The sequence below is a fragment of the Streptomyces shaanxiensis genome, from assembly GCF_039537145.1.
Classification (GTDB): Bacteria; Actinomycetota; Actinomycetes; order Streptomycetales; family Streptomycetaceae; genus Streptomyces; species Streptomyces shaanxiensis.
Map to the genome: position 1 here is coordinate 329,650 of NZ_BAAAZY010000019.1, position 18,800 is coordinate 348,449.

General features: G+C 70.6%; 20 protein-coding genes. 5 read left to right on the forward strand and 15 right to left on the reverse strand.

The window, feature by feature from the left end:
* Positions 1-207 precede the first annotated feature (207 nt).
* The 4 genes from ligA to ABD932_RS32020 form a co-directional block, all read right to left on the reverse strand.
* Positions 208-2,400 (reverse strand): NAD-dependent DNA ligase LigA, encoded by a 2,193-nt coding sequence (gene ligA / locus ABD932_RS32005; protein WP_345018032.1) that lies wholly within the window; start codon positions 2,398-2,400, stop codon positions 208-210.
* A gap of 15 nt (positions 2,401-2,415) precedes the next feature.
* Positions 2,416-3,393, reverse strand: coding sequence for a methionine synthase (locus tag ABD932_RS32010; protein ID WP_345018101.1), 978 nt, complete (start codon positions 3,391-3,393; stop codon positions 2,416-2,418).
* A 171-nt stretch (positions 3,394-3,564) separates the two neighbouring features.
* On the reverse strand, positions 3,565-4,254 hold the full coding sequence (locus tag ABD932_RS32015) for an SDR family oxidoreductase (protein WP_345018034.1): 690 nt from the start codon (positions 4,252-4,254) through the stop codon (positions 3,565-3,567).
* A 27-nt stretch (positions 4,255-4,281) separates the two neighbouring features.
* Entirely contained in the window at positions 4,282-4,821 is a 540-nt protein-coding gene (locus ABD932_RS32020) for an LOG family protein (protein ID WP_345018036.1), read from the reverse strand.
* Between the two features lie 50 nt (positions 4,822-4,871).
* On the opposite strand from ABD932_RS32020, the gene ABD932_RS32025 reads away from it, so the two are divergent.
* Positions 4,872-5,195, forward strand: a complete 324-nt coding sequence (locus ABD932_RS32025; RefSeq protein WP_345018038.1) for a DUF427 domain-containing protein — start codon at positions 4,872-4,874, stop codon at positions 5,193-5,195.
* A 37-nt stretch (positions 5,196-5,232) separates the two neighbouring features.
* Positions 5,233-6,012 (forward strand): alpha/beta fold hydrolase, encoded by a 780-nt coding sequence (locus ABD932_RS32030; RefSeq protein WP_345018040.1) that lies wholly within the window; start codon positions 5,233-5,235, stop codon positions 6,010-6,012.
* A 165-nt stretch (positions 6,013-6,177) separates the two neighbouring features.
* Here ABD932_RS32030 and mnmA read toward each other — a convergent pair whose 3' ends face one another.
* Entirely contained in the window at positions 6,178-7,308 is a 1,131-nt protein-coding gene (gene mnmA / locus ABD932_RS32035) for a tRNA 2-thiouridine(34) synthase MnmA (protein ID WP_345018042.1), read from the reverse strand.
* A gap of 60 nt (positions 7,309-7,368) precedes the next feature.
* On the opposite strand from mnmA, the gene ABD932_RS32040 reads away from it, so the two are divergent.
* Positions 7,369-8,034 (forward strand): N-acetylmuramoyl-L-alanine amidase, encoded by a 666-nt coding sequence (locus tag ABD932_RS32040; protein WP_345018043.1) that lies wholly within the window; start codon positions 7,369-7,371, stop codon positions 8,032-8,034.
* A 50-nt stretch (positions 8,035-8,084) separates the two neighbouring features.
* Here ABD932_RS32040 and ABD932_RS32045 read toward each other — a convergent pair whose 3' ends face one another.
* The 4 genes from ABD932_RS32045 to ABD932_RS32060 form a co-directional block, all read right to left on the reverse strand.
* Positions 8,085-8,459, reverse strand: a complete 375-nt coding sequence (locus ABD932_RS32045) for a DUF1304 domain-containing protein (protein WP_345018045.1) — start codon at positions 8,457-8,459, stop codon at positions 8,085-8,087.
* Between the two features lie 73 nt (positions 8,460-8,532).
* Complete coding sequence (locus ABD932_RS32050; protein ID WP_345018047.1) at positions 8,533-9,708, reverse strand: cysteine desulfurase family protein; 1,176 nt, start codon at positions 9,706-9,708, stop codon at positions 8,533-8,535.
* 830 nt (positions 9,709-10,538) lie between these two features.
* Positions 10,539-10,811 (reverse strand): DUF4190 domain-containing protein, encoded by a 273-nt coding sequence (locus ABD932_RS32055; RefSeq protein ID WP_345018049.1) that lies wholly within the window; start codon positions 10,809-10,811, stop codon positions 10,539-10,541.
* A gap of 38 nt (positions 10,812-10,849) precedes the next feature.
* Positions 10,850-11,002 (reverse strand): hypothetical protein, encoded by a 153-nt coding sequence (locus ABD932_RS32060; protein WP_345018051.1) that lies wholly within the window; start codon positions 11,000-11,002, stop codon positions 10,850-10,852.
* A gap of 144 nt (positions 11,003-11,146) precedes the next feature.
* On the opposite strand from ABD932_RS32060, the gene ABD932_RS32065 reads away from it, so the two are divergent.
* Positions 11,147-11,773: a TetR family transcriptional regulator gene (locus tag ABD932_RS32065; RefSeq protein ID WP_345018053.1), complete on the forward strand. Its 627-nt coding sequence runs from the start codon at positions 11,147-11,149 to the stop codon at positions 11,771-11,773.
* Between the two features lie 167 nt (positions 11,774-11,940).
* Here ABD932_RS32065 and ABD932_RS32070 read toward each other — a convergent pair whose 3' ends face one another.
* Together ABD932_RS32070 and ABD932_RS32075 are read right to left on the reverse strand one after the other, a co-directional pair.
* Positions 11,941-12,339: a hypothetical protein gene (locus ABD932_RS32070; protein WP_345018055.1), complete on the reverse strand. Its 399-nt coding sequence runs from the start codon at positions 12,337-12,339 to the stop codon at positions 11,941-11,943.
* Positions 12,340-12,545: 206 nt separating this feature from the next.
* Positions 12,546-13,409, reverse strand: a complete 864-nt coding sequence (locus ABD932_RS32075) for a thioesterase family protein (RefSeq protein ID WP_345018057.1) — start codon at positions 13,407-13,409, stop codon at positions 12,546-12,548.
* A 144-nt stretch (positions 13,410-13,553) separates the two neighbouring features.
* Between ABD932_RS32075 and ABD932_RS32080 the strand changes: the two genes are divergently transcribed.
* Positions 13,554-14,792: an alpha/beta hydrolase gene (locus tag ABD932_RS32080; protein WP_345018059.1), complete on the forward strand. Its 1,239-nt coding sequence runs from the start codon at positions 13,554-13,556 to the stop codon at positions 14,790-14,792.
* On the opposite strand, the gene ABD932_RS32085 is transcribed toward ABD932_RS32080, so the two are convergent.
* From ABD932_RS32085 to ABD932_RS32100, 4 genes are all read right to left on the reverse strand, one after another.
* The gene (locus ABD932_RS32085) at positions 14,701-15,357 is read right to left on the reverse strand and encodes a trimeric intracellular cation channel family protein (RefSeq protein ID WP_126400341.1); all 657 of its coding nucleotides are present in this window, start codon (positions 15,355-15,357) and stop codon (positions 14,701-14,703) included. The two genes, ABD932_RS32080 and ABD932_RS32085, sit on opposite strands and share 92 nt — an antisense overlap.
* Before the next feature lie 63 nt (positions 15,358-15,420).
* Positions 15,421-16,686 carry an ABC transporter ATP-binding protein gene (locus ABD932_RS32090; RefSeq protein ID WP_345018061.1) on the reverse strand — a complete coding sequence of 422 codons (1,266 nt, stop codon included), beginning with the start codon at positions 16,684-16,686 and terminating at the stop codon, positions 15,421-15,423.
* Entirely contained in the window at positions 16,683-17,780 is a 1,098-nt protein-coding gene (locus tag ABD932_RS32095; RefSeq protein ID WP_345018063.1) for an ABC transporter ATP-binding protein, read from the reverse strand. Before ABD932_RS32095 ends, ABD932_RS32090 begins: the two co-directional genes overlap by 4 nt.
* Entirely contained in the window at positions 17,777-18,784 is a 1,008-nt protein-coding gene (locus ABD932_RS32100) for an ABC transporter permease (RefSeq protein ID WP_345018065.1), read from the reverse strand. The genes ABD932_RS32095 and ABD932_RS32100 overlap by 4 nt, the downstream gene beginning before the upstream one ends.
* Positions 18,785-18,800: the final 16 nt, after the last annotated feature.

Genomic DNA, 18,800 nt, shown 5'->3' on the forward strand with positions numbered 1-18,800 from the left:
CGGCACCGCGTTGGAAAACCCTTCCCCTTGCCCTTCAAAGCCCGTCGGGAGCAAGGAGATGCCCCGACCGCAGCTGGGCACGGCAGGCGCACCTCTCAACAGTAGGCGGCAGAAGGCTTCCACGGGCCCCGGTCGTCGACGGTTGCCCGAATGCGCCCCAGCCACCCGTATGCATCTGGTATGCGCCTATCCGGTGGCCTTCAACCGTTACTCCTCTACAGGTAGAGCAACTTCGGCCGCCGCTTCGGGCCCTTGTTCCAGCAGGACCTTGAATCCGTCCTCGTTCAGAACAGGCACCTTGAGCTGCATCGCCTTGTCATATTTGGACCCCGGGCTGTCACCCACGACAACGAAAGACGTCTTCTTCGAAACGGAACCGGTCACCTTCGCTCCGCGACTTTGCAGCGCCTCCTTGGCGCCGTCACGCGTGAAGTTCTCCAGCGTGCCGGTGACGACGACGGTAAGCCCTTCCAGCGGACGCGGCCCCTCGTCCTCTCCGGAGCCTTCCTCCTCCATGCGGACGCCGGCGGCCTTCCACTTGCGAAGGATCTCCTGGTGCCACTCCTCGGCGAACCACTCCTTGAGCGAGGCGGCGATGATCGGGCCGACGCCGTCGGTGTTCGCCAGCTCCTCCTCACTGGCCTGTTCGATGCGGTCGATGGAGCGGAACTCGCGGGCGAGCGCCTGGGCGGCGACCGGACCGACGTGGCGAATCGAGAGCCCGTTGAGGAAACGGGCGAACGGCCGGTTCTTGGCTTCCTCGACGTTCTTGAGCAGGGCGAGGGTGTTCTTCTTCGGTTCACCCTTCTGGTTGGCGAAGACGGTGACGACCTTCTCCTCGCCCGTCTTGGGATCGCGCTTGGGCAGGCCGCTGTCCTGGTCGAGGACGTACGCCTTGATGGGGAGCAGCTTCTCGACGGTGAGATCGAAGAGGTCGCCCTCGTCGACGAGCGGTGGATCGACCGGTTCGAGAGGACGCGTGAGCGCGGCCGCCGCCACGTCGCCGAAGTGCTCGATGTCGAGGCACTCCCGGCCCGCGAGGTAGGAGACACGCTCCCTCAACTGGGCCGGGCACGTACGGGCGTTGGGGCAGCGCAGGTCGATGTCGCCCTCCTTCATGGCCCGTAGCGGTGTCCGGCACTCCGGGCACTCGGCCGGCATCACGAACTCACGCTCGGTGCCGTCCCGCAGGTCGACGACCGGCCCCAGGATCTCCGGGATGACGTCGCCTGCCTTGCGCAGCACCACCGTGTCGCCGATGAGGACGCCCTTGGCCTTGACGACGTCCTGGTTGTGCAGCGTGGCGAACTCGACCTCGGAGCCGGCGACGGTGACGGGCTCGACCTGGGCGTACGGCGTGACACGACCGGTGCGTCCCACACCCACCTTGATGTCGATCAGCTTGGTGTTGACCTCTTCCGGCGCGTACTTGTAGGCGATCGCCCAGCGCGGCGCCCGCGCCGTGGAGCCGAGGCGGCCCTGCAGCCGGATCTCGTCGAGCTTGACGACCACGCCGTCGATCTCGTGCTCGACCGAGTGCCGGTTCTCGCCGAAGTACGCGATGAACTCCCGTACCCCGTCGAGGTCCTCGACCACCTTGTTGTGCCGCGCGGTCGGCAGGCCCCAGGTCTTGAGCAGGTCGTACGCCTGGGAGAGGCGGGTCATGCCGTCGGCACCCTCCAGGGCGCCGATGCCGTGGACGACCATGTGCAGGGGCCGGGTGGCGGTGACGCGCGGGTCCTTCTGGCGCAGTGAACCGGCGGCGGCGTTGCGCGGGTTGGCGAAGGGCTTGTCGCCGGCCTCGACCAGGCGGGCGTTGAGCTCCTCGAACTTCTCCATCGGGAAGTAGACCTCGCCGCGGATCTCCACGAGGTCGGGGATGCGGTCGCCCTTCAGACGGTCCGGGATGTCCGCGATCGTCCGGACATTGGGCGTGATGTCCTCACCGGTGCGGCCGTCGCCGCGCGTTGCCGCGCGAGTGAGGCGGCCCTGCTCGTAGGTGAGGTTGACGGCGAGGCCGTCGACCTTGAGCTCGCACAGGAAGTGGTACGTGGATGTGCCGACGTCCTTGTGGACGCGCTCGGCCCACGCGGCGAGCTCCAGGTCGTCGAAGGCGTTGTCCAGCGAGAGCATGCGCTCGCGGTGCTGGACCGCCGTGAACTCCGTCTCGTACGCGCCCGCGACCTTCTGGGTCGGCGAGTCCGGGGTGCGCAGCTCCGCGTACTCGTCCTCCAGCGCTTCGAGTGTGCGCAGGAGCTTGTCGAACTCCGCGTCGCTGATGACGGGAGCGTCCTTCACGTAGTACCGGAAGCGGTGCTCCTCGATCTGCTCAGCGAGCTTCGCGTGCTGCTCCCGTGCCTCGGTGGGCACCGTCGTCTCCGCTTGCTTGTCGCCGGCCACCGTGTTGTCCTCCCGTTACTCTGGGTTGTCCGCGAGGGATCTCGCCGCCCGGACGCAGTGGGCGAGGGCCGTGCGCGCGTACGCGGGGGAGGCCCCCGCGAGTCCGCACGACGGCGTGACCGTGACCGCCTCCGCGAGAAGCCCCGGTGACAGCCCCAGCCTGCGCCACAGCGTCCTGACACCCATGACGCTACCGGCAGGGTCTGACAACGGGCCGTCCGTGCCGGGGACGACACCGGCGAACAGCCGTGTGCCTCCTTCCACCGCCTCGCCGATCGCGTCGTCGTCACGCTCGGTGAGGAGGGCGAAGTCGAAGGAGATCGCCGCCACCCCCGTCCGGCGCAGCAGGGCGAACGGGACGTCCGGTGCGCACGAGTGCACCACGACGGGGCCGTCGCCGTGAACCCCGACGACATCCCGGAGGGTGGCCTCGACGATCTGCCGGTCCGGGGCCCGGTGGGTGCGGTAGCCGCTGGCGGTCTTCACCTGTCCGCGCAGGACGGCGACGAGGGAGGGCTCGTCGAGCTGGAGGACGATCTTGGCTCCGGGTACGCGGCGCCGGACCTCCTCGAGATGCAGGCGCAGCCCTTCGGTGAGCGAGGCGGCGAGGTCACGGCAGGCACCGGGGTCGGAGAGAGCGGCCTCGCCGTTCTTCAGCTCCAGCGCCGCGGCCAGCGTCCACGGCCCCACGGCCTGGACCTTCAGCAGCCCCTCGTACTCCTGGGTGAACTCCTCCAGCGCGTCGAGGTCCTCCCCCAGCCACGACCTGGCCCGCCTGGTGTCCCGCCCCGGCCGGTCCCCGATCCGCCATCCGCTGGGCTCCACGCGCGCGTACAGCTCGACGAGCATCCCGGCGGTCCGCCCGATCATGTCCGCACCGGGGCCGCGCGCGGGCAGCTCGGCGAGGTACGGGAAGTCCTCGAAGGAGCCGGTGACGGTCTTGGCGGTTTCTCGGGCGTCGGTGCCCGGCATGGAGCCGATGCCGGTGGCCATGCCGAAGCGAATGTCTGCGTTCACACGTGCAGCCTATGGTTTCGCCCCCGCCGCCCCTACCCGTCCCGTCCCTGGGGGCTGCCGCCCCCAGCCCCCCGCTTCGGCCCGAAGGGCCTCGTCCTCAAACGCCGGACGGGCTGACATGCCTGGGCCGGCATCGAAGGAGTGCGGTCACCTTCCCGGCCGCACCGTCAGGTCGTTCACCTCCGCGTCCCTCGGCAGGTCCAGGGCCATCAGGATCGTCGTCGCCACCGACTCGGGGTCGATCCACTTCGAGGCGTCGTACTCCTTGCCCTCCTGCTGGTGGACCTTGGCCTGCATGGGGCTGGCCGTGCGGCCGGGGTAGACCGTGGTGACCCGCACGCCGTTCGCGTGTTCCTCGTGACGGAGGGAGTCCGCGAGGGCCTTGAGGCCGTGCTTGGACGCGGCGTACGCGGACCAGTCGGCGTGGGCGTTGAGGCCGGCGCCCGAGTTGACGAAGATCACGTGGCCGCGGGCGGCGCGGAGCTGGGGGAGGAAGTGGCGGGTCAGCTCGGCCGGGGAGATCAGGTTGACGTTGAGCTGGTGGCGCCAGGACTTCGGGGTCAGGTCGCCCACCGGGCCCAGGTCCACGACACCGGCGATGTGCAGCAGGGAGTCCACCCGGTCGGGCAGCGCCTGGTGGGAGAACGCCCAGGACAGCTTGTCGGGGTCCGCCAGGTCGCCGACCAGCGTCTTCGCGCCGGGGAACTGCGCCGCCAGCTCCTTCGCGCGGCCCGCGTCGCGCGCGTGGAGGACGAGCTCGTCCCCGCGCGCGTGCAGGCGGCGGGCGACGGCCGCGCCGATGCCGGAGCCCGCTCCGGTGATCACATGAGTAGCCATGCCCGCCATGCTCGCATCAGCGGGGGGTCACTCGATCCCCCGGCTCTCCTCCAGGTAGGCCAGCGCACCCACCGGCTCCTCGGCGAAGAACACCAGGTCGGTCAGCGGGCGGGGCAGGAAGCCCTCGTCCTCCATACGGCGGAACTGCTCCTTCAGGCCGTCGTAGAAGCCCGCGGTGTTGAGCAGGACCACCGGTTTGTCCGTGTGGCCGTGCTTCTTCAGTTCCAGGATCTCCGTGGCCTCGTCCAGCGTCCCCGTGCCGCCAACCATGACCACCACCGCGTCGGCCTTCTCCAGGAGCAGACCCTTGCGCTCGGCGAGGTCCTTCGCGATCACCATCTCGTCGACACCGGCGCGCGCCTTGGCCGCCAGGAACTCGACGGAGACCCCGACGAGCCGTCCGCCCGCCTCCTGCACCCCGTCGGCGACCACCTTCATGAGCCCGACGTCGGAGCCGCCCCACACGAGCGTGTGCCCGCCCTTGCCCAGCAGTTTCGCGAACTCGCGCGCGGGGCGCGTGTAACGGTCGTCGAGGTCGGCGGCGGAGAGGAAGACACAGATACGCATGAGGTCACCGTACGTGGGAAGAACCGGGGGCCCGCGAGCGCTTTTCGGATATGACTGACGGACACACGATCACGATCGAGCAGGGCACGCGACGCGTGCGGGTGCTTCACGGCGACGAGGTCCTGGCGGAGAGCGACCGGCCTCTCCTCCTGCGGGAGACGGGCTGTCCCGTGCGCTACTACATCCCGCCCGAGGATGTACGACTGGACCTGCTGACTCCCTCCGACACGCACACGTACTGCCCGTTCAAGGGAACGGCCTCCTACTGGTCGCTGCCGGACGCGGCGGACCTCGTCTGGGCGTATCCGGACCCGAAGCCGGACGTGGCCGCGATCAAGGACCACCTCTGCTTCTACGAAGTCGAAGTGTCGTGAGCGATTAGATCCGTGCCGTACGGCAGTCTCCAGAGGCATGGACAAGAAGACCATTTCGCGCGACGGCACCTCGATCGCGTACGAGAGCACCGGTCAGGGTCCGGCGGTGATCCTGGTCAGCGGTGCGATGTCCACCGGTGGCACCGTGGCGCCGCTGGCCGTGCCTCTGTCGGACCGCTTCCGGGTCGTCGTGTACGACCGGCGAGGGCGGGGCGAGAGCGGTGACACAGCGCCGTACGCGGTGGAACGGGAGGTCGAGGACCTCGCGGCGCTGATCGAGGCGGTGGGCGGCGAGGCGGCGCTGTACGGCGTCTCCTCGGGCGGCGCGCTCGCACTGGAGGCGGCGGCGAGCGGGCTGCCGGTGCGTCAGGTCGCGGTGTACGAGGTGCCGTTCGCCGTCTACGAGGGCGGTGCGAAGGAACGCGCGGAGTACACCGAGCGGCTCACCGATGCGCTGGCGGACGGCCGGCGCGGGGACGCGGTCGTGCTCTTCCTGCGGCTCACCGGCCTGGCCGAGGAGATGATCCAGGGCGCCCGCCAGTCCCCCATGTGGCCTGGTATGGAGACGATCGCGCCGAGCCTCGCCTACGACAACGCCGTGATGGGCGACGGACTGGTGCCCCGGGCCCGGCTCGCCTCCATCGGCGTTCCGGTGCTGTCCGTCGCGGGCAGCGAGAGCCCGCCCTGGATGCGCGAGGCGGCACAGGCGGTCGCGGAGACCGTGCCCGGCGGGACGTACCGGAGCCTGCCCGGGCAGACCCACATGGTGGAGGCGGATGTCCTCGCGCCGGTGCTGGTGGAGTTCTTCGGGGGGTGACCGGAGTCTCCACGCGCGCGTGCGGCCCCCTCACGGACCCGAGGCATGGGTCCGTGAGGGGGCCGGTTCGGTTCACAGGTGCCGAGCTGGAGTATCCCGTGATCTTTGCGCAGCGGCACCGCCGGAGACGCGCGGCTTCCTGAGGGGACGGAGAAACTGCGTCAGTCAAACAGCCGACGCCGTCGCCCGTACCGTCGACGCGATCGTCGCCGAGCCGACCACGCGCGTGCCGTCGTACAGGACGATCGCCTGGCCGGGAGCCACGCCGCGGACCGGCTCGGTGAACGAGACCTCGAGAGAGCCGTCGACCAGCTCGGCGGTGACCTCGGTCTCGCCGCCGTGGGCGCGGAGCTGGGCGGTGTAGGTGCCGGGGCCGGTCGGGGCCACGCCGCACCAGCGGGGCTTGACGGCGGTGAGGGCGGTGACGTCCAGGGACCCCGCCGGGCCGACCGTCACGGTGTTGTTCACCGGCGAGATGTCGAGGACGTAGCGCGGCTTGCCGTCGGCGGCCGGGGTGCCGATGCGCAGGCCCTTGCGCTGGCCGATGGTGAAGCCGTACGCGCCCTCGTGCGTGCCGAGCTTGGTGCCCGACTCGTCGACGATGTCGCCCTCCGCCTTGCCGAGGCGGTTCGCGAGGAAGCCCTGGGTGTCGCCGTCGGCGATGAAGCAGATGTCGTGCGAGTCGGGCTTCTTCGCGACCGCCAGGCCCCTGCGCTCGGCCTCCGCGCGGATCTCGTCCTTCGTCGTCACCGTGTCGCCGAGCGGGAACATCGCGTGCGCCAGCTGCTTCTCGTCCAGGACGCCGAGGACGTACGACTGGTCCTTGGCCATGTCGGAGGCGCGGTGCAGCTCACGCGTGCCGTCCTCGTTCAGCACGACCTGCGCGTAGTGGCCCGTGCAGACGGCGTCGAAGCCCAGCGCCAGCGCCTTGTCGAGCAGGGCCGCGAACTTGATCTTCTCGTTGCAGCGCAGGCACGGGTTCGGGGTGCGGCCGGCCTCGTACTCCGCGATGAAGTCCTCGACGACGTCCTCGCGGAACCGGTCGGCGAGGTCCCACACGTAGAACGGGATGCCGATCACGTCGGCCGCGCGGCGGGCGTCGCGGGAGTCCTCGATGGTGCAACAGCCCCGCGCGCCCGTGCGGAAGGACTGGGGGTTCGCGGAGAGCGCGAGGTGGACGCCGGTCACGTCGTGCCCCGCCTCGGCGGCGCGGGCGGCGGCGACGGCGGAATCGACACCGCCGGACATGGCGGCGAGGACGCGGAGGGGGCGGGAGGGCTGCGCGGTGTGAGTCATAACCCTTCCAGGGTACGGGGGCGCGGGAACCAGGACCCGCGAGTATCCGTTGACGATCACATGGGACAGCGGAAGGCTCCGAAGGACGGCGACCGGAAGGTCGGGCGTCGCGCATTGCTCATCGGCGGGACGGCGGCCGCCGTGGGCACGGCCGTGCTGGCCCGCGACGAGCTGGCGCGCCTGTGGTGGCGGGTGCCGGGCGTGGAGAAGCCGCGCAAGGAGGGCGAGGTCGACTTCGCCGGGGCGCGGTGGGTGGCGGCGTCGGACGCGAACTGGCGGCGGGCGGACCGGCCCGACGACTACGGCATAGACATGGTGATCATCCATGTCACCCAGGGCAGCTTCGCCAGCGCGGTGAAGGTGTTCCAGGACCCGGAGCATGGTGCCGCCGCGCACTACATCGTCCGCAAGGACGGCCACATCACGCAGATGATCCGCGAGCTGGACGTCGCGTACCACGCGGGCAACCGCGACTACAACGAGCGCAGCATCGGCATCGAGCACGAGGGCTTCGTGGACCGGCCGCAGGACCTGACCGACGAGATGTACGAGGCCTCGGCGCGGCTGACGGCCCGGATATGCGCGCGGTACGACATCCCCGTCGACCGCGAGCACATCATCGGGCATGTGGAGGTGCCGGGGACCGACCACACGGATCCCGGGGAGCACTGGGACTGGGACCGGTACATGAAGCTGGTGCGGGAGGCCAGTACGGCCAAGGCGTGAGCCGTCGTGGGCAGCGTGCGCGGCGGTAGGGCGTACGCCCTACGGCGCGGTCAGAAGAGGGCCGCGATCAGGGCCACGGCGGGTGCCAGTCCCTGCCCGAGCGCGCCTCGCCACAGCTTCGGGAAAGAGGCGACGAAGACGACGGCGGAGGCGATCAGGAAGGCACAGAGGTAGACGATCAGCGCGCGGCCGACGGTGGTGTCGTCCGTCTGCAGGGCGATCACTCCGGCGATCAGGCCCAGGCCGAGGAGCAGGTTGTAGACCGCAACGCCCGAGCGCCACAGGGTTACTTCGGGAGCGTCGGCCGGGGACGTCGTGAGGAAGACGCGGACGGCCGGGCGGTCGTAGTAGAAGCGTTCCAGGACGCCGACGACGATGTGGATCAGCGCGGCGATCAGGGCGAAGACCTGCGTGACGAGGTTCACGGTCGGGAGTGTCCACCTCGGTCCTGACCTCGGCAAGAGCGCACGCAGGGTGCTGCACGCTCCCGGACAGGGCCTAGGTGAGGCCTGCCGCACGCGCCCGTTCCACCGCCGGGCCGATCGCCTTGGCGACCGCCTCGACGTCGGCCTCCGTTGAGGTGTGGCCGAGGGAGAAGCGGAGGGTGCCGCGGGCCAGGTCGGGGTCGGTGCCGGTGGCCAGGAGGACATGGCTGGGCTGGGCGACGCCCGCGGTGCAGGCGGAGCCGGTGGAGCACTCGATGCCCTGGGCGTCCAGGAGCAGCAGCAGGGAGTCGCCCTCGCAGCCGGGGAAGGTGAAGTGCGCGTTGGCCGGGAGGCGGCCGCCGGGTGCCGGGTCGCCGCCGAGGATGGCGTCCGGGACGGCCGTACGGACCGACTCGACCAGGGCGTCGCGCAGGGCGCCGATCTCGGTGGTGAACCATGCGCGCTGCTCGGCGGCGAGGCGGCCGGCCACCGCGAAGGAGGCGATCGCCGGGACGTCGAGGGTGCCGGAGCGGACGTGGCGCTCCTGGCCACCGCCGTGCAGGACGGGTACGGGGGTGTACTCGCGGGCGAGGATCAGCGCGCCGATGCCGTACGGGCCGCCGATCTTGTGGCCCGACACCGTCATCGCGGCGAGGCCGGAAGTGGCGAAGTCGACAGGGACCTGACCGAAGGCCTGGACGGCGTCGGCGTGCAGGGGGACGTCGAACTCCCTTGCCACCTCGGCCAGTTCACGGACCGGCATGACCGTGCCGATCTCGTTGTTGGCCCACATCACGGTGGCCAGGGCGACGTCGTCGGGGTTGCGGGCGATGGCTTCGCGCAGGGCGTCCGGGTGGACCCGTCCGTGGGAGTCGACCGGGAGGTACTCGACGTCGGCGCCCTCGTGCTCGGCGAGCCAGTGGACGGCGTCGAGGACGGCGTGGTGTTCGACGGGGCTGGCCAGGACGCGGGTGCGGGTGCCTGCCGGGTCGGCGTCGCGACGGGACCAGTAAAGGCCCTTGACCGCGAGGTTGTCGGCCTCGGTGCCGCCGGAGGTGAAGACGACTTCACTGGGGCGGGCGCCGAGCGCTTCCGCGAGGGTTTCGCGGGCCTCCTCGACGGTGCGCCTCGCGCGGCGGCCGGATGCGTGGAGGGAGGAGGCGTTGCCGGTGACGCTCAGCTGGGCGGTCAGTGCCTCTGCCGCCTCCGGGAGCATGGGGGTCGTCGCGGCGTGGTCGAGGTAAGCCATGGTGACGCCGATTCTACGGGCCCCTGTCGGCCGACCTCGTGCCAAGGTTGGCCTGGGCTGCGGCCAGGTCGCGCGACTTGCCCGCGCTGCGGTTGGGGGGGTGGCGTTACACCCGGCCCACCCGGTGCCGCAGGCCGCGCCCACGGGCCGGTGCGCCAGGTTTCGGCAGGCCGTGGCGCCTTGCCTGCGCCACCCTCGAGGTGGGTTGCGAAGCGCTCGGCGCTGCCGGCCGTGCCCACCCGTTCCGCCCTGCGGAACGACTGCCCACGGCGGTTGACGCCGGCAGCCGAGGGTCGAGGCTCAGCGCGCGGCGGCGGGGCTTTGCGCGCGGCGGTTGGCTCACGGCGGTCAGTGGCAGCGACCGGGAGCCGATGGTCGGGGCTCGACGCGCGGCGGGGGCTTGGCCCACGGCGGTTGGCCCACGGCGGTTGGCGCACGGCGGTTGGCGCACGGCGCTCAGTGGTCGGTGCCCGGCAGCAGGGGATGGGGCTCGACGCGCGGCGGCAGGGGCTCGGCGGTCACTGATCGACGGTCGGCACACGGCTCTGTGGTCCACGGTGCCGGTCGGCGTCGACAGTCCACAGCCGGCGCTCAGCGCTCGCCACTCAGCGCACGCCACCCCCGGCGCGCGGCGCGCGGCGCGCGGCGCGCGGCGCGCGGCGCGCGGCGCGCGGCGGCACCAACGACCGCACACAGTCTGCGGCGCCCCCTGCGTCCCAGCTGCGGCGCACCCCTGCGCCGCCCCGCCTGCGGCTGCGGCTGCGGCTGCGGCTCGTCCCCGGCCGCCTGCCGTCAGCTCGGGACGCTCTGCACGCTCCCGCTCGCGGTACCTAGAAGCTCCACGACAGCGTGTTGTCCACCTGCATGAACGTCAGCAGGACCAGCAGGTCGGCGACGCCCAGGCCCATGCCCAGGAACGCCCGGCCCCGGCGCTTCGTACCGCGCCACAGGGACACCGCCGCCAGGACGATGGCGGTCGGGCCGAGGAAGATGTTGAAGACCAGAAGGCCGAGGAGGCCGAGGACGAAGGACGCCACGGCCATGCCGTCGGCGTCGCGGGTGCGCGTGCCGGGGCGGGCGGTGGCCGGTGCGGTGAGGTGCATGAGTGTCAGCTCCCGAGGAGTCGGTCGGGTGGGCGGAGTCAGTTGCGGCGGGCGTGACGCTCGCGGGCGGCGAAGATGGCCAGCCAGGCGGCGATCACGGTGGCGGCGACGGCGGTGAAGGCGAGCGGTGCGTGGGCCACGGCGCCCAGCAGCACGCCCAGCAGCAGGAGTGCGGCAACGAGGAACAGCATGGGTCGGATCCCCCTTCGAGATCTCTCACGTGATCTCTCGCGTTACGTTTCGGTGAACAGTTGTAGTAACAGTTGTTCACTGACTCCAAGTCTAGCGCGCCCCACGGCTTTTCAATTCCAGAGAACAGTTGTTAACTGCATGGTATGAGTCACACCCTCGGCATCCGGCAGGCCCAGAAACAGAAGACCCGGCAGGCGCTCCTGGACGCTGCGTTGGGGCTGCTGGAGGAGCAGAGCCTGAGCAGTCTGGGTCTGCGCGAGGTCACCCGCGAGGTCGGCGTCGCCCCCACGGCCTTCTACCGGCACTTCCGCTCCACCGCCGACCTCGGCGTCGCCCTCGTCGAGGAGGCGCTCGGCAGCCTGCACCCCATGATCCGCACGATCGTCGCCTCCGCCGGCGACAGCGACCAGCGCATAGAGCGCGCCGTCGAGTTGATCGCCCGGCACGTCGAGACGCACCCGGCCCACGTGCGCTTCATCGCCCGCGAACGGCATGGCGGGGTGCAGTCGGTACGGGAGGCGATCCAGGGCCAACTGGCCCAGTTCGCCGAGGAGGTGAAGGTCGCGCTCACCAAGGACCCCGTCTCCGAAGGCTGGACCGACGACGACCTCCTCATGCTCGCCAACCTCTACGTCGACCAGATGCTGATGACGGCCTCCCTGTTCCTGGACGCCCTGGAGGCAGCCCCGGAGGAACGGCAGCGCGTCGCCCAGGTCGCGACCAGCCGGATGCGGCTGATCAGCATCGGCCGCGACCACTGGCTGGAGTGAGTACCGGCGCCGAGCACTCGCTGGAGTCAGTACCGGCGACGACCACCGGCAACGCCAAGGGGCGGCACCCCCGTTCACCGGGAGTGCCGCCCCTGTCGCACGGATGGCGCACGACTGCCGCACGACTGCCGTACGACTGCCTGACGACTACCGATAGGCACCCTGCGTCAGTTCTTGGTCTCCGTCGCCGCCGCGCTCGGCGCCCCGCTCGGCGCCCCACTGGGAGCCGCCCCGCCGCCCTGGCCACCGCCCGGACCGCCACAGCCGCCGCCCTGCCCACCGCCGGGGCCACCCTGGCCGCCACCCTGAGCCCCACCCTGACCGCCGCCGGGTCCACCGCTGGGCGCGCCACTGGGCGCACCTGACGGCGCACCGGAGGGCGCACCGGACGCCTGCGCGGTAGGCGCACCCGACGGAGCACCGCTCGGCGCCTGGCACGACGACGACTGCTGGCCGGAGTTGCCACTGTTCGAGTTCGACGACGAGTCGCCGGAGCCGCAGGCCACCAGGGCCAGGGGCGAGAGCGCCAGCAGGGCCACGGCGGGGAGGAGACGCGCACGCTTCATGAGAAACAGCTCCATGGATGATGAGGAAAGTCCTGGAGCCGGAACTCAACCAACGGCGCTTAGGCCTTCCTTGAGGGCCTGCTGTCGACGGCCTGTGCGCCGGGCAAAGTGCACCTCAAGGAACCTCGCTGACCTGCGCGTTTCCTCGGAACCTCACGCTACTCGCTGGTACAAGGCCGTGACAGAAGCGGCCGTCCGTGTCGGCGTCAGCTCAGCCGTGCCCGTGCCAACTGCCGTGACTGCGCCACCAGTCGGTCCGCGCTGTCCCAGACCTCCGCGTCCTCCTCCAGGAACCCGCCCGCGAGGTTGCGCGTCGTGATCGACACCCGCAGGGGGCCCGGAGCCGGGCGGCAGCGTACGTGGACCGTCAGTTCCACCGTCGGGACCCAGCCCGAGATGCCGATCTCGAAGGCGGTGGGCGGCAGGGCGTCGACCGCCAGCAGCAGGGAGAGCGGGTCGGCGTCGCGGCCGTCGGCCAGGCCGAACCAGGCGCGCATCTCGCCCTTGCCCGAGGGCCGGCCGAGGGCCCAGCCCAGGGTGGACGGGTCGAGCTTGAGCATCAGGCGGTCGGCGATGGCCGAGCTGCCGGAGACCGGGGCGGGACCGTCCTCGGGGCCGAAGCAGTGCTCCATGGGCGGGATCGCCGGCGGCCGGGCCGTCGTACGGACGTCGTCGGGGAGGGTGTCGAGGTCGCCGTACGAGGCGAGGACGCGGATGCGCTCCACCTCGCGGCCCTGCTCGTCGTACTGGAAGAGCGAGGCCTGGCCGGTCGACAGCGTGCGGCCCGTGCGCACCACGTCCGTGCGGACGACCGCCGGACCCGGCTGGGACGCCGTCAGATAGTGCGCGGAGATGGTGAACGGGTCGCTGTGCGGGAGGGCGTCCGCGAGGGCGCGGCCGAGGACGGCGAGCAGATAGCCGCCGTTGACGGCGCTGATGATGGTCCAGCCGGCGGAGAGGTCGATGTCGTAGACGCCGGGTTCGCGCAGGGTCAGCGCGGTGTCGCGGTCGAACTCGCTGTCGCCGATCGTGGCCCGCGGGGCCGTCGGTGCGGAGGCTGCTTCTGGCATGGATGAACGGTACAACAGCTAACTACTAAGCGGTAGCTTTTCCATCCTTCAGGCGCCCGGCCTGGCATGGAGACACGGGCAACTTTTCGGTAAGTGTCCCTGCTCGCCCGAAACCCGGAGCCCGTTCTCCCCCTCTATGAGGACATGAGTCTCACCGGGACCCCGTTCCTCTACACGCTGATCGCGCTGTGCGTCGCCGCCGTCGCGCTGCCGCTGGTCCTCTGGTCGCGGGTGCGCGGACCGAGGGTCGTGCGGGCCGCCGCCAGGCTGCTGATGGTGCTGTTCGCCCAGGGCACGGCGGTCGCCCTGGTCTTCACGATGGTCAACAACTCCAACCAGCTGTACGACAACTGGGGCGACCTGCTCGGCACCAGCAACCATGTGCAGGAGGCGGCCGACCTCGGGGCGAGCGGCACCGGCGGGATCGCGCTGGAGAAGCTGCCCAAGGTCCGGCAGGCCTTCAAGCAGGCCAAGGGACCGGGCATGCGCGCGGACGGCGGGGTATTGGTCACGCAGCTCAAGGGCAGGGTCTCCGGTGTGCACGCCGAGGTCCACGTCTGGCTGCCGCCGCAGTACGACGACCCCGCCTACCGCAATCGCCGGTTCCCGGTCGTCGAGGTGCTGCCGGGCTATCCGGGCTCGTCGAAGGCCTGGTACGGGACGATGGACGCGCCCGAGCAACTGGCGCCGCTGATGCGCGGCGGGCAGATCACGCCGTTCATCATCGTCTCGCCGCGCACCACGCTGCTGCCCGGCAAGGACACCGGCTGCGCCAACATCGCCGGCCAGGTGAACGCCGACAGCTGGCTCAGCATCGACGTGCCGAAGATGGTCATGGACAACTTCCGGGCCCAGGCCGCGCCGAACGGCTGGGCGGTCGCCGGGTACTCGGCGGGTGCGCACTGCGCGACGAAGCTGGCCGTCGCCCACCCCGACCGCTACCGGGCCGCGGTCAGCATGTCCGGCTACAACGACCCCGCCGCCGTACCCCAGTCGCTCGCCGGCCGGTCCCCGGCCCTGCGGGCGGCGAACAACCCGTATGTGATCCTCAAGGACTCCCGTGTCCCGCCGCGCGTCGCGCTCTACATGTCCGGCCAGCCCAAGGACGGGTACGAGGCGGCCATGGCCCTCAAGCGGGTCGCGAAGGCGCCGACGACCGTGGACGTGGTGTTCATCCCGAAGAGTGCGGGCGGTCACACCATGGCGCTGTGGAAGCCGCAGGTCGTGCCCGCGTTCCGCTGGCTGACCCAGGTGATGGGGACCCCGCAGCAGGCCGGTTCGGCGCCGGGGACTACTCCTCTCGCACCGTCGAGCGCCGGTTCCAGGCACGCGGAGCTCGCCAGTGGTACCGCATCGCCAGCAGACGCAGCACGAAGGCCGTGACGGCCGCGAAAGCGCTGGTGAGCGGGGTCAGGGCGTCGTAGCGGATACACAGGACGACCATCGTGGCGCCGACCATCGCCGGGACCGCGTACAGATCGCGGTCCCAGCGCAGCAGTGACGGCACCTCGTTGGCCAGGACGTCGCGCAGCACACCGCCGCCCACGGCGGTCGCGAGGCCGAGGCAGGCGGACGCGGTGAGGCCGAGGCCGTACTCATACGCCTTCGTCGTCCCGGCGACGCAGAACAGGCCGAGGCCCGCCGCGTCGAAGACGTTCACGCCGGTCTGGATCCGCTCCACGTGCGGGTGGAGGAAGAAGACGAGGAGCGCGGCGAGCAGCGGGGTGAGGAAGTACCCCAGATCCGTGAAGGCGGCCGGGGGCACGGCACCGATGACCACGTCCCGGAACAGCCCGCCGCCCAGGGCGGTGACCTCGGCGAGGACGGCGATGCCGAAGACGTCGAAGTTCTTGCGGACGGCCAGCAGGGCGCCGGAGATCGCGAAGACGAAGATGCCGATCAGGTCGAGCGTGTGCTGGACGGACGGGCTGAACAGTTGCTGGAGCACCCGTACATTCTTGCGCAGCACAAGGCCCCCGCCTTGCAAAGGAAGGCGGGGGCCCGGGCTGGGTTACTTCTTGTCGTCCGTGTCTGCTGCGGGTTCCGCAGCAGACACTTCGGAATCCGCAGCCTCTGGGGCGTCCTCGGCAGCCGCGGCCTCGGGAGCGTCCTCGGAGACCGGCGCCTCAGGAGCTTCCTCGGCAGCCGGCGCCTCAGGCGCCTCCTCCGTCGGCACCAGCTCCGCCGCCGCCTTGGCCGCGGACAGCAGCACCGTGTCCTGCGGCTGCTGGTCCTCGAAGTTCTCCGGGTGGTGGCAGGCCACCCGCTGGCCGGGCCTCAGTTCGAGCAGCGGCGGCTCCGTCGACTTGCAGACCTCCGTCGCCTTCCAGCACCGCGTGTGGAAGCGGCAGCCGCTCGGCGGCGAGATCGGCGAGGGCACGTCCCCGCGGAGCAGGATGCGCTCGCTCTTGGCGCCCCGGCGCTTGGGGTCCGGCACCGGCACGGCCGACATCAGGGCCTTGGTGTACGGGTGCATCGGCGCCTCGTACAGCGAGGTGCGGTCGGCGAGTTCGACGATCTTGCCGAGGTACATCACCGCGATACGGTCCGAGACGTGCCGGACGACCGAGAGGTCGTGCGCGATGATCACGTACGTCAGGCCGAGTTCCTCCTGGAGGTCGTCCATCAGGTTCACGACCTGGGCCTGGATCGACACGTCCAGCGCGGACACCGGCTCGTCCGCCACCACCAGCTTCGGCTTCAGGGCGAGCGCCCGGGCGATGCCGATGCGCTGGCGCTGACCGCCGGAGAACTCGTGCGGGTAGCGGTTGTAGTGCTCGGGGCTCAGACCCACCAGCTCCAGGAGCCGCTGGACCTCCTTCTTCACCCCGCCCTCGGGCTCGACGCCCTGGAGCCGGAACGGCGCCGAGACGATGCCGCCGATGGTGTGCCGCGGGTTCAGGGAGCCGTACGGGTCCTGGAAGATCATCTGGATGTCCCGCCGCAGCGGACGCATCCCGGCCGTGCTCAGCCGCGTGATGTCCTGGCCCTCGAAGTGGATCGAGCCGCCCGTCGGGTCCTGGAGCCGCGTGATGACCCGGCCCATGGTCGACTTGCCGCAGCCCGACTCGCCGACCACGCCGAGGGTCTCGCCCTTGCGCACCTCGAAGTCGATGCCGTCGACCGCCTTGACCGCGCCGACCTGGCGCTGCAGGACGCCCTTGCGGATCGGGAAGTGCTTCTGCAGGCCCTCGACCTTGAGCAGCACCTCGCGCTCCGCGACGGGAGCCGACGCCTGCGCCGGGACGGCCGCGTCCGATTTCTTCGTCTCACTCACAGCTTCGGCGCAATCTCTTCGGTCCAGATCCGCGTGCGGTCCTCCGGCGAGAGGTGGCACGCGGAGAAGTGCCCGCCGCCGACCTGCTGGAGCTCCGGGCGCACGGTACGGGTGACATCGCCCTTGGGGATGTCCGCGTACGGGCAGCGGGGGTGGAAGGCGCAGCCCGAGGGGACGTTGATGAGGCTCGGCGGCTGACCCTTGACCGGGATGAGCCGGTCGGAGGTCTCCCGGTCGATGCGCGGCATCGAGCCGAGCAGACCCCAGGTGTACGGGTGCTGCGGCCGCTCGAAGACGTCGTCGACGCTGCCGCGCTCCACGCACCGGCCGCCGTACATCACCAGGACGTCGTCGGCGATCTCGGCGACCACACCGAGGTCGTGGGTGATGAGGACGACCGCGGAGCCGAACTCCTTCTGCAGGTCCCGGATGAGGTCGAGGATCTGCGCCTGGACGGTGACGTCGAGGGCGGTCGTCGGCTCGTCCGCGATGAGCAGTTCGGGGTTGTTGACCAGCGCCATGGCGATCATCGCGCGCTGGCGCATACCGCCGGAGAACTCGTGCGGGTAGTTGTCGACCCGCTTGCCGGGCTCGGGGATGCCGACCCGGTCGAGCATCTCGATCGCCCGCTTGCGCGCGGTCTTCTTGTTGACGTCGTGGTGGACCCGGTACGCCTCCACGATCTGGTTGCCGATCGTGTAGTACGGGTGCATCGCGGACAGCGGATCCTGGAAGATCATCGCCATCTCGCGGCCGCGCAGCCGGCGCACCTCGTCCGGGTCGGCGCCGACCAGTTCCTTGCCGTCCAGCCAGATCTCGCCGGACATCCGCACGTTCTTGCCGCGCGAGCCGAGCCGGTGCAGGCCCATGATCGCCAGCGAGGTGACGGACTTGCCGGAGCCCGACTCGCCCACGATGCAGAGGGTCTTGCCCTTCTCCACCTGGAAGGTGAGCCCGTCGACCGACTTGACCAGGCCGTCGTCGGTGGGGAAGTGCACCTTGAGGTCTCGGACCGCGAGGAAGGCGTCGGGCGCGTTCGCGGGTGAGCTCGTGGGCTCGCCCACTGCGGCGCCGGTCTTGGAGAGTTCGGTCACGAGAGCCTCACGCGCGGGTCGGCGGCGGCGTACAGCAGGTCCACCAGGAGATTTGCGATCACGACGAAGAAGGCGGCGAGCAGGGTGACGCCGAGGATCGGGGGCAGGTCGTTGTCGGTGATGCCCTGCACCGCGTACTGGCCGATGCCGGGCAGCGAGAACACGGTCTCGGTGATCACGGCGCCGCCGAGCAGCAGGCCCAGGTCCATGCCGAAGACGGTGATGATCGGGGTCAGCGCGGCCCGCAGCCCGTGCCGGGCCACCACCTTGCGCTCGCGCAGGCCCTTGGCGCGGGCCGTGCGGATGAAGTCCTCGTTCATCGTCTCCAGCATGCCCGAGCGGGTGAGCCGCGCGTAGATGGCGGAGTACAGCAGGGCGAGCGAACACCAGGCCGGGAAGAGCGTGTTGGCCCACTGGGCCGGATTCTCGGTGAACGGTACATAGGTGCGGCCGAAGATCGGCCACTGGAAGGTGAAGAGCAGCAGCGCCAGGTTGCCCGTGAAGAACATGGGCAGCGAGACACCGGCGAGCGCGACGCCCATGAACGCGCGGTCGAAGAAGCTGCGCGGCTTGAGCGCGGAGATCACGCCGATCAGCACACCGGACACCAGCCACAGCACGGCGGCGCCGCCGGCCAGCGAGAGGGTCACCGGAAGGCGGGAGGTGAGCTGCGGCCAGACCTCGACGTGGTTCTTGAAGGAGTAGCCGAAGCACGGCGCGTTGCAGTGCGTCGTGGTGGGGCCCAGGTCATAGGTGGCGCCGGCCACGATCCCCTTGATGAAGTGCCAGTACTGGACGTACAGGGGCTGGTCCAGACCGAGGTTCTGCTTGACCGCGGCGATGTCGGCCTTCGTCGGGCTCTTTCCGATGTACTGCTGCGCGAGTTGGTCGGCGGTCTGGCCGGCCATCCGTGGCAGCAGGAAGAAGATCGCGAAGGTGACCGCGGTGACGACCAACAGCAGGATCACTGCCGCGAACGTCCGACGGAGGATGTACGAGATCACGGGGACCGGCGCTGGT

Excerpts from the sequence above, each read along its gene's own strand:
- ABD932_RS32010 (WP_345018101.1), bottom strand. The coding sequence starts at position 3,393 with ATGGCCACCGGCATCGGCTCCATGCCGGGCACCGACGCCCGAGAAACC.
- ABD932_RS32015 (WP_345018034.1), bottom strand. The coding sequence starts at position 4,254 with ATGGCTACTCATGTGATCACCGGAGCGGGCTCCGGCATCGGCGCGGCC.
- ABD932_RS32020 (WP_345018036.1), bottom strand. The coding sequence starts at position 4,821 with ATGCGTATCTGTGTCTTCCTCTCCGCCGCCGACCTCGACGACCGTTAC.
- ABD932_RS32025 (WP_345018038.1), top strand. The coding sequence starts at position 4,872 with ATGACTGACGGACACACGATCACGATCGAGCAGGGCACGCGACGCGTG.
- ABD932_RS32030 (WP_345018040.1), top strand. The coding sequence starts at position 5,233 with ATGGACAAGAAGACCATTTCGCGCGACGGCACCTCGATCGCGTACGAG.
- mnmA (WP_345018042.1), bottom strand. The coding sequence starts at position 7,308 with ATGACTCACACCGCGCAGCCCTCCCGCCCCCTCCGCGTCCTCGCCGCC.
- ABD932_RS32040 (WP_345018043.1), top strand. The coding sequence starts at position 7,369 with ATGGGACAGCGGAAGGCTCCGAAGGACGGCGACCGGAAGGTCGGGCGT.
- ABD932_RS32050 (WP_345018047.1), bottom strand. The coding sequence starts at position 9,708 with ATGGCTTACCTCGACCACGCCGCGACGACCCCCATGCTCCCGGAGGCG.
- ABD932_RS32055 (WP_345018049.1), bottom strand. The coding sequence starts at position 10,811 with ATGCACCTCACCGCACCGGCCACCGCCCGCCCCGGCACGCGCACCCGC.
- ABD932_RS32060 (WP_345018051.1), bottom strand. The coding sequence starts at position 11,002 with ATGCTGTTCCTCGTTGCCGCACTCCTGCTGCTGGGCGTGCTGCTGGGC.
- ABD932_RS32065 (WP_345018053.1), top strand. The coding sequence starts at position 11,147 with ATGAGTCACACCCTCGGCATCCGGCAGGCCCAGAAACAGAAGACCCGG.
- ABD932_RS32070 (WP_345018055.1), bottom strand. The coding sequence starts at position 12,339 with ATGAAGCGTGCGCGTCTCCTCCCCGCCGTGGCCCTGCTGGCGCTCTCG.
- ABD932_RS32075 (WP_345018057.1), bottom strand. The coding sequence starts at position 13,409 with ATGCCAGAAGCAGCCTCCGCACCGACGGCCCCGCGGGCCACGATCGGC.
- ABD932_RS32080 (WP_345018059.1), top strand. The coding sequence starts at position 13,554 with ATGAGTCTCACCGGGACCCCGTTCCTCTACACGCTGATCGCGCTGTGC.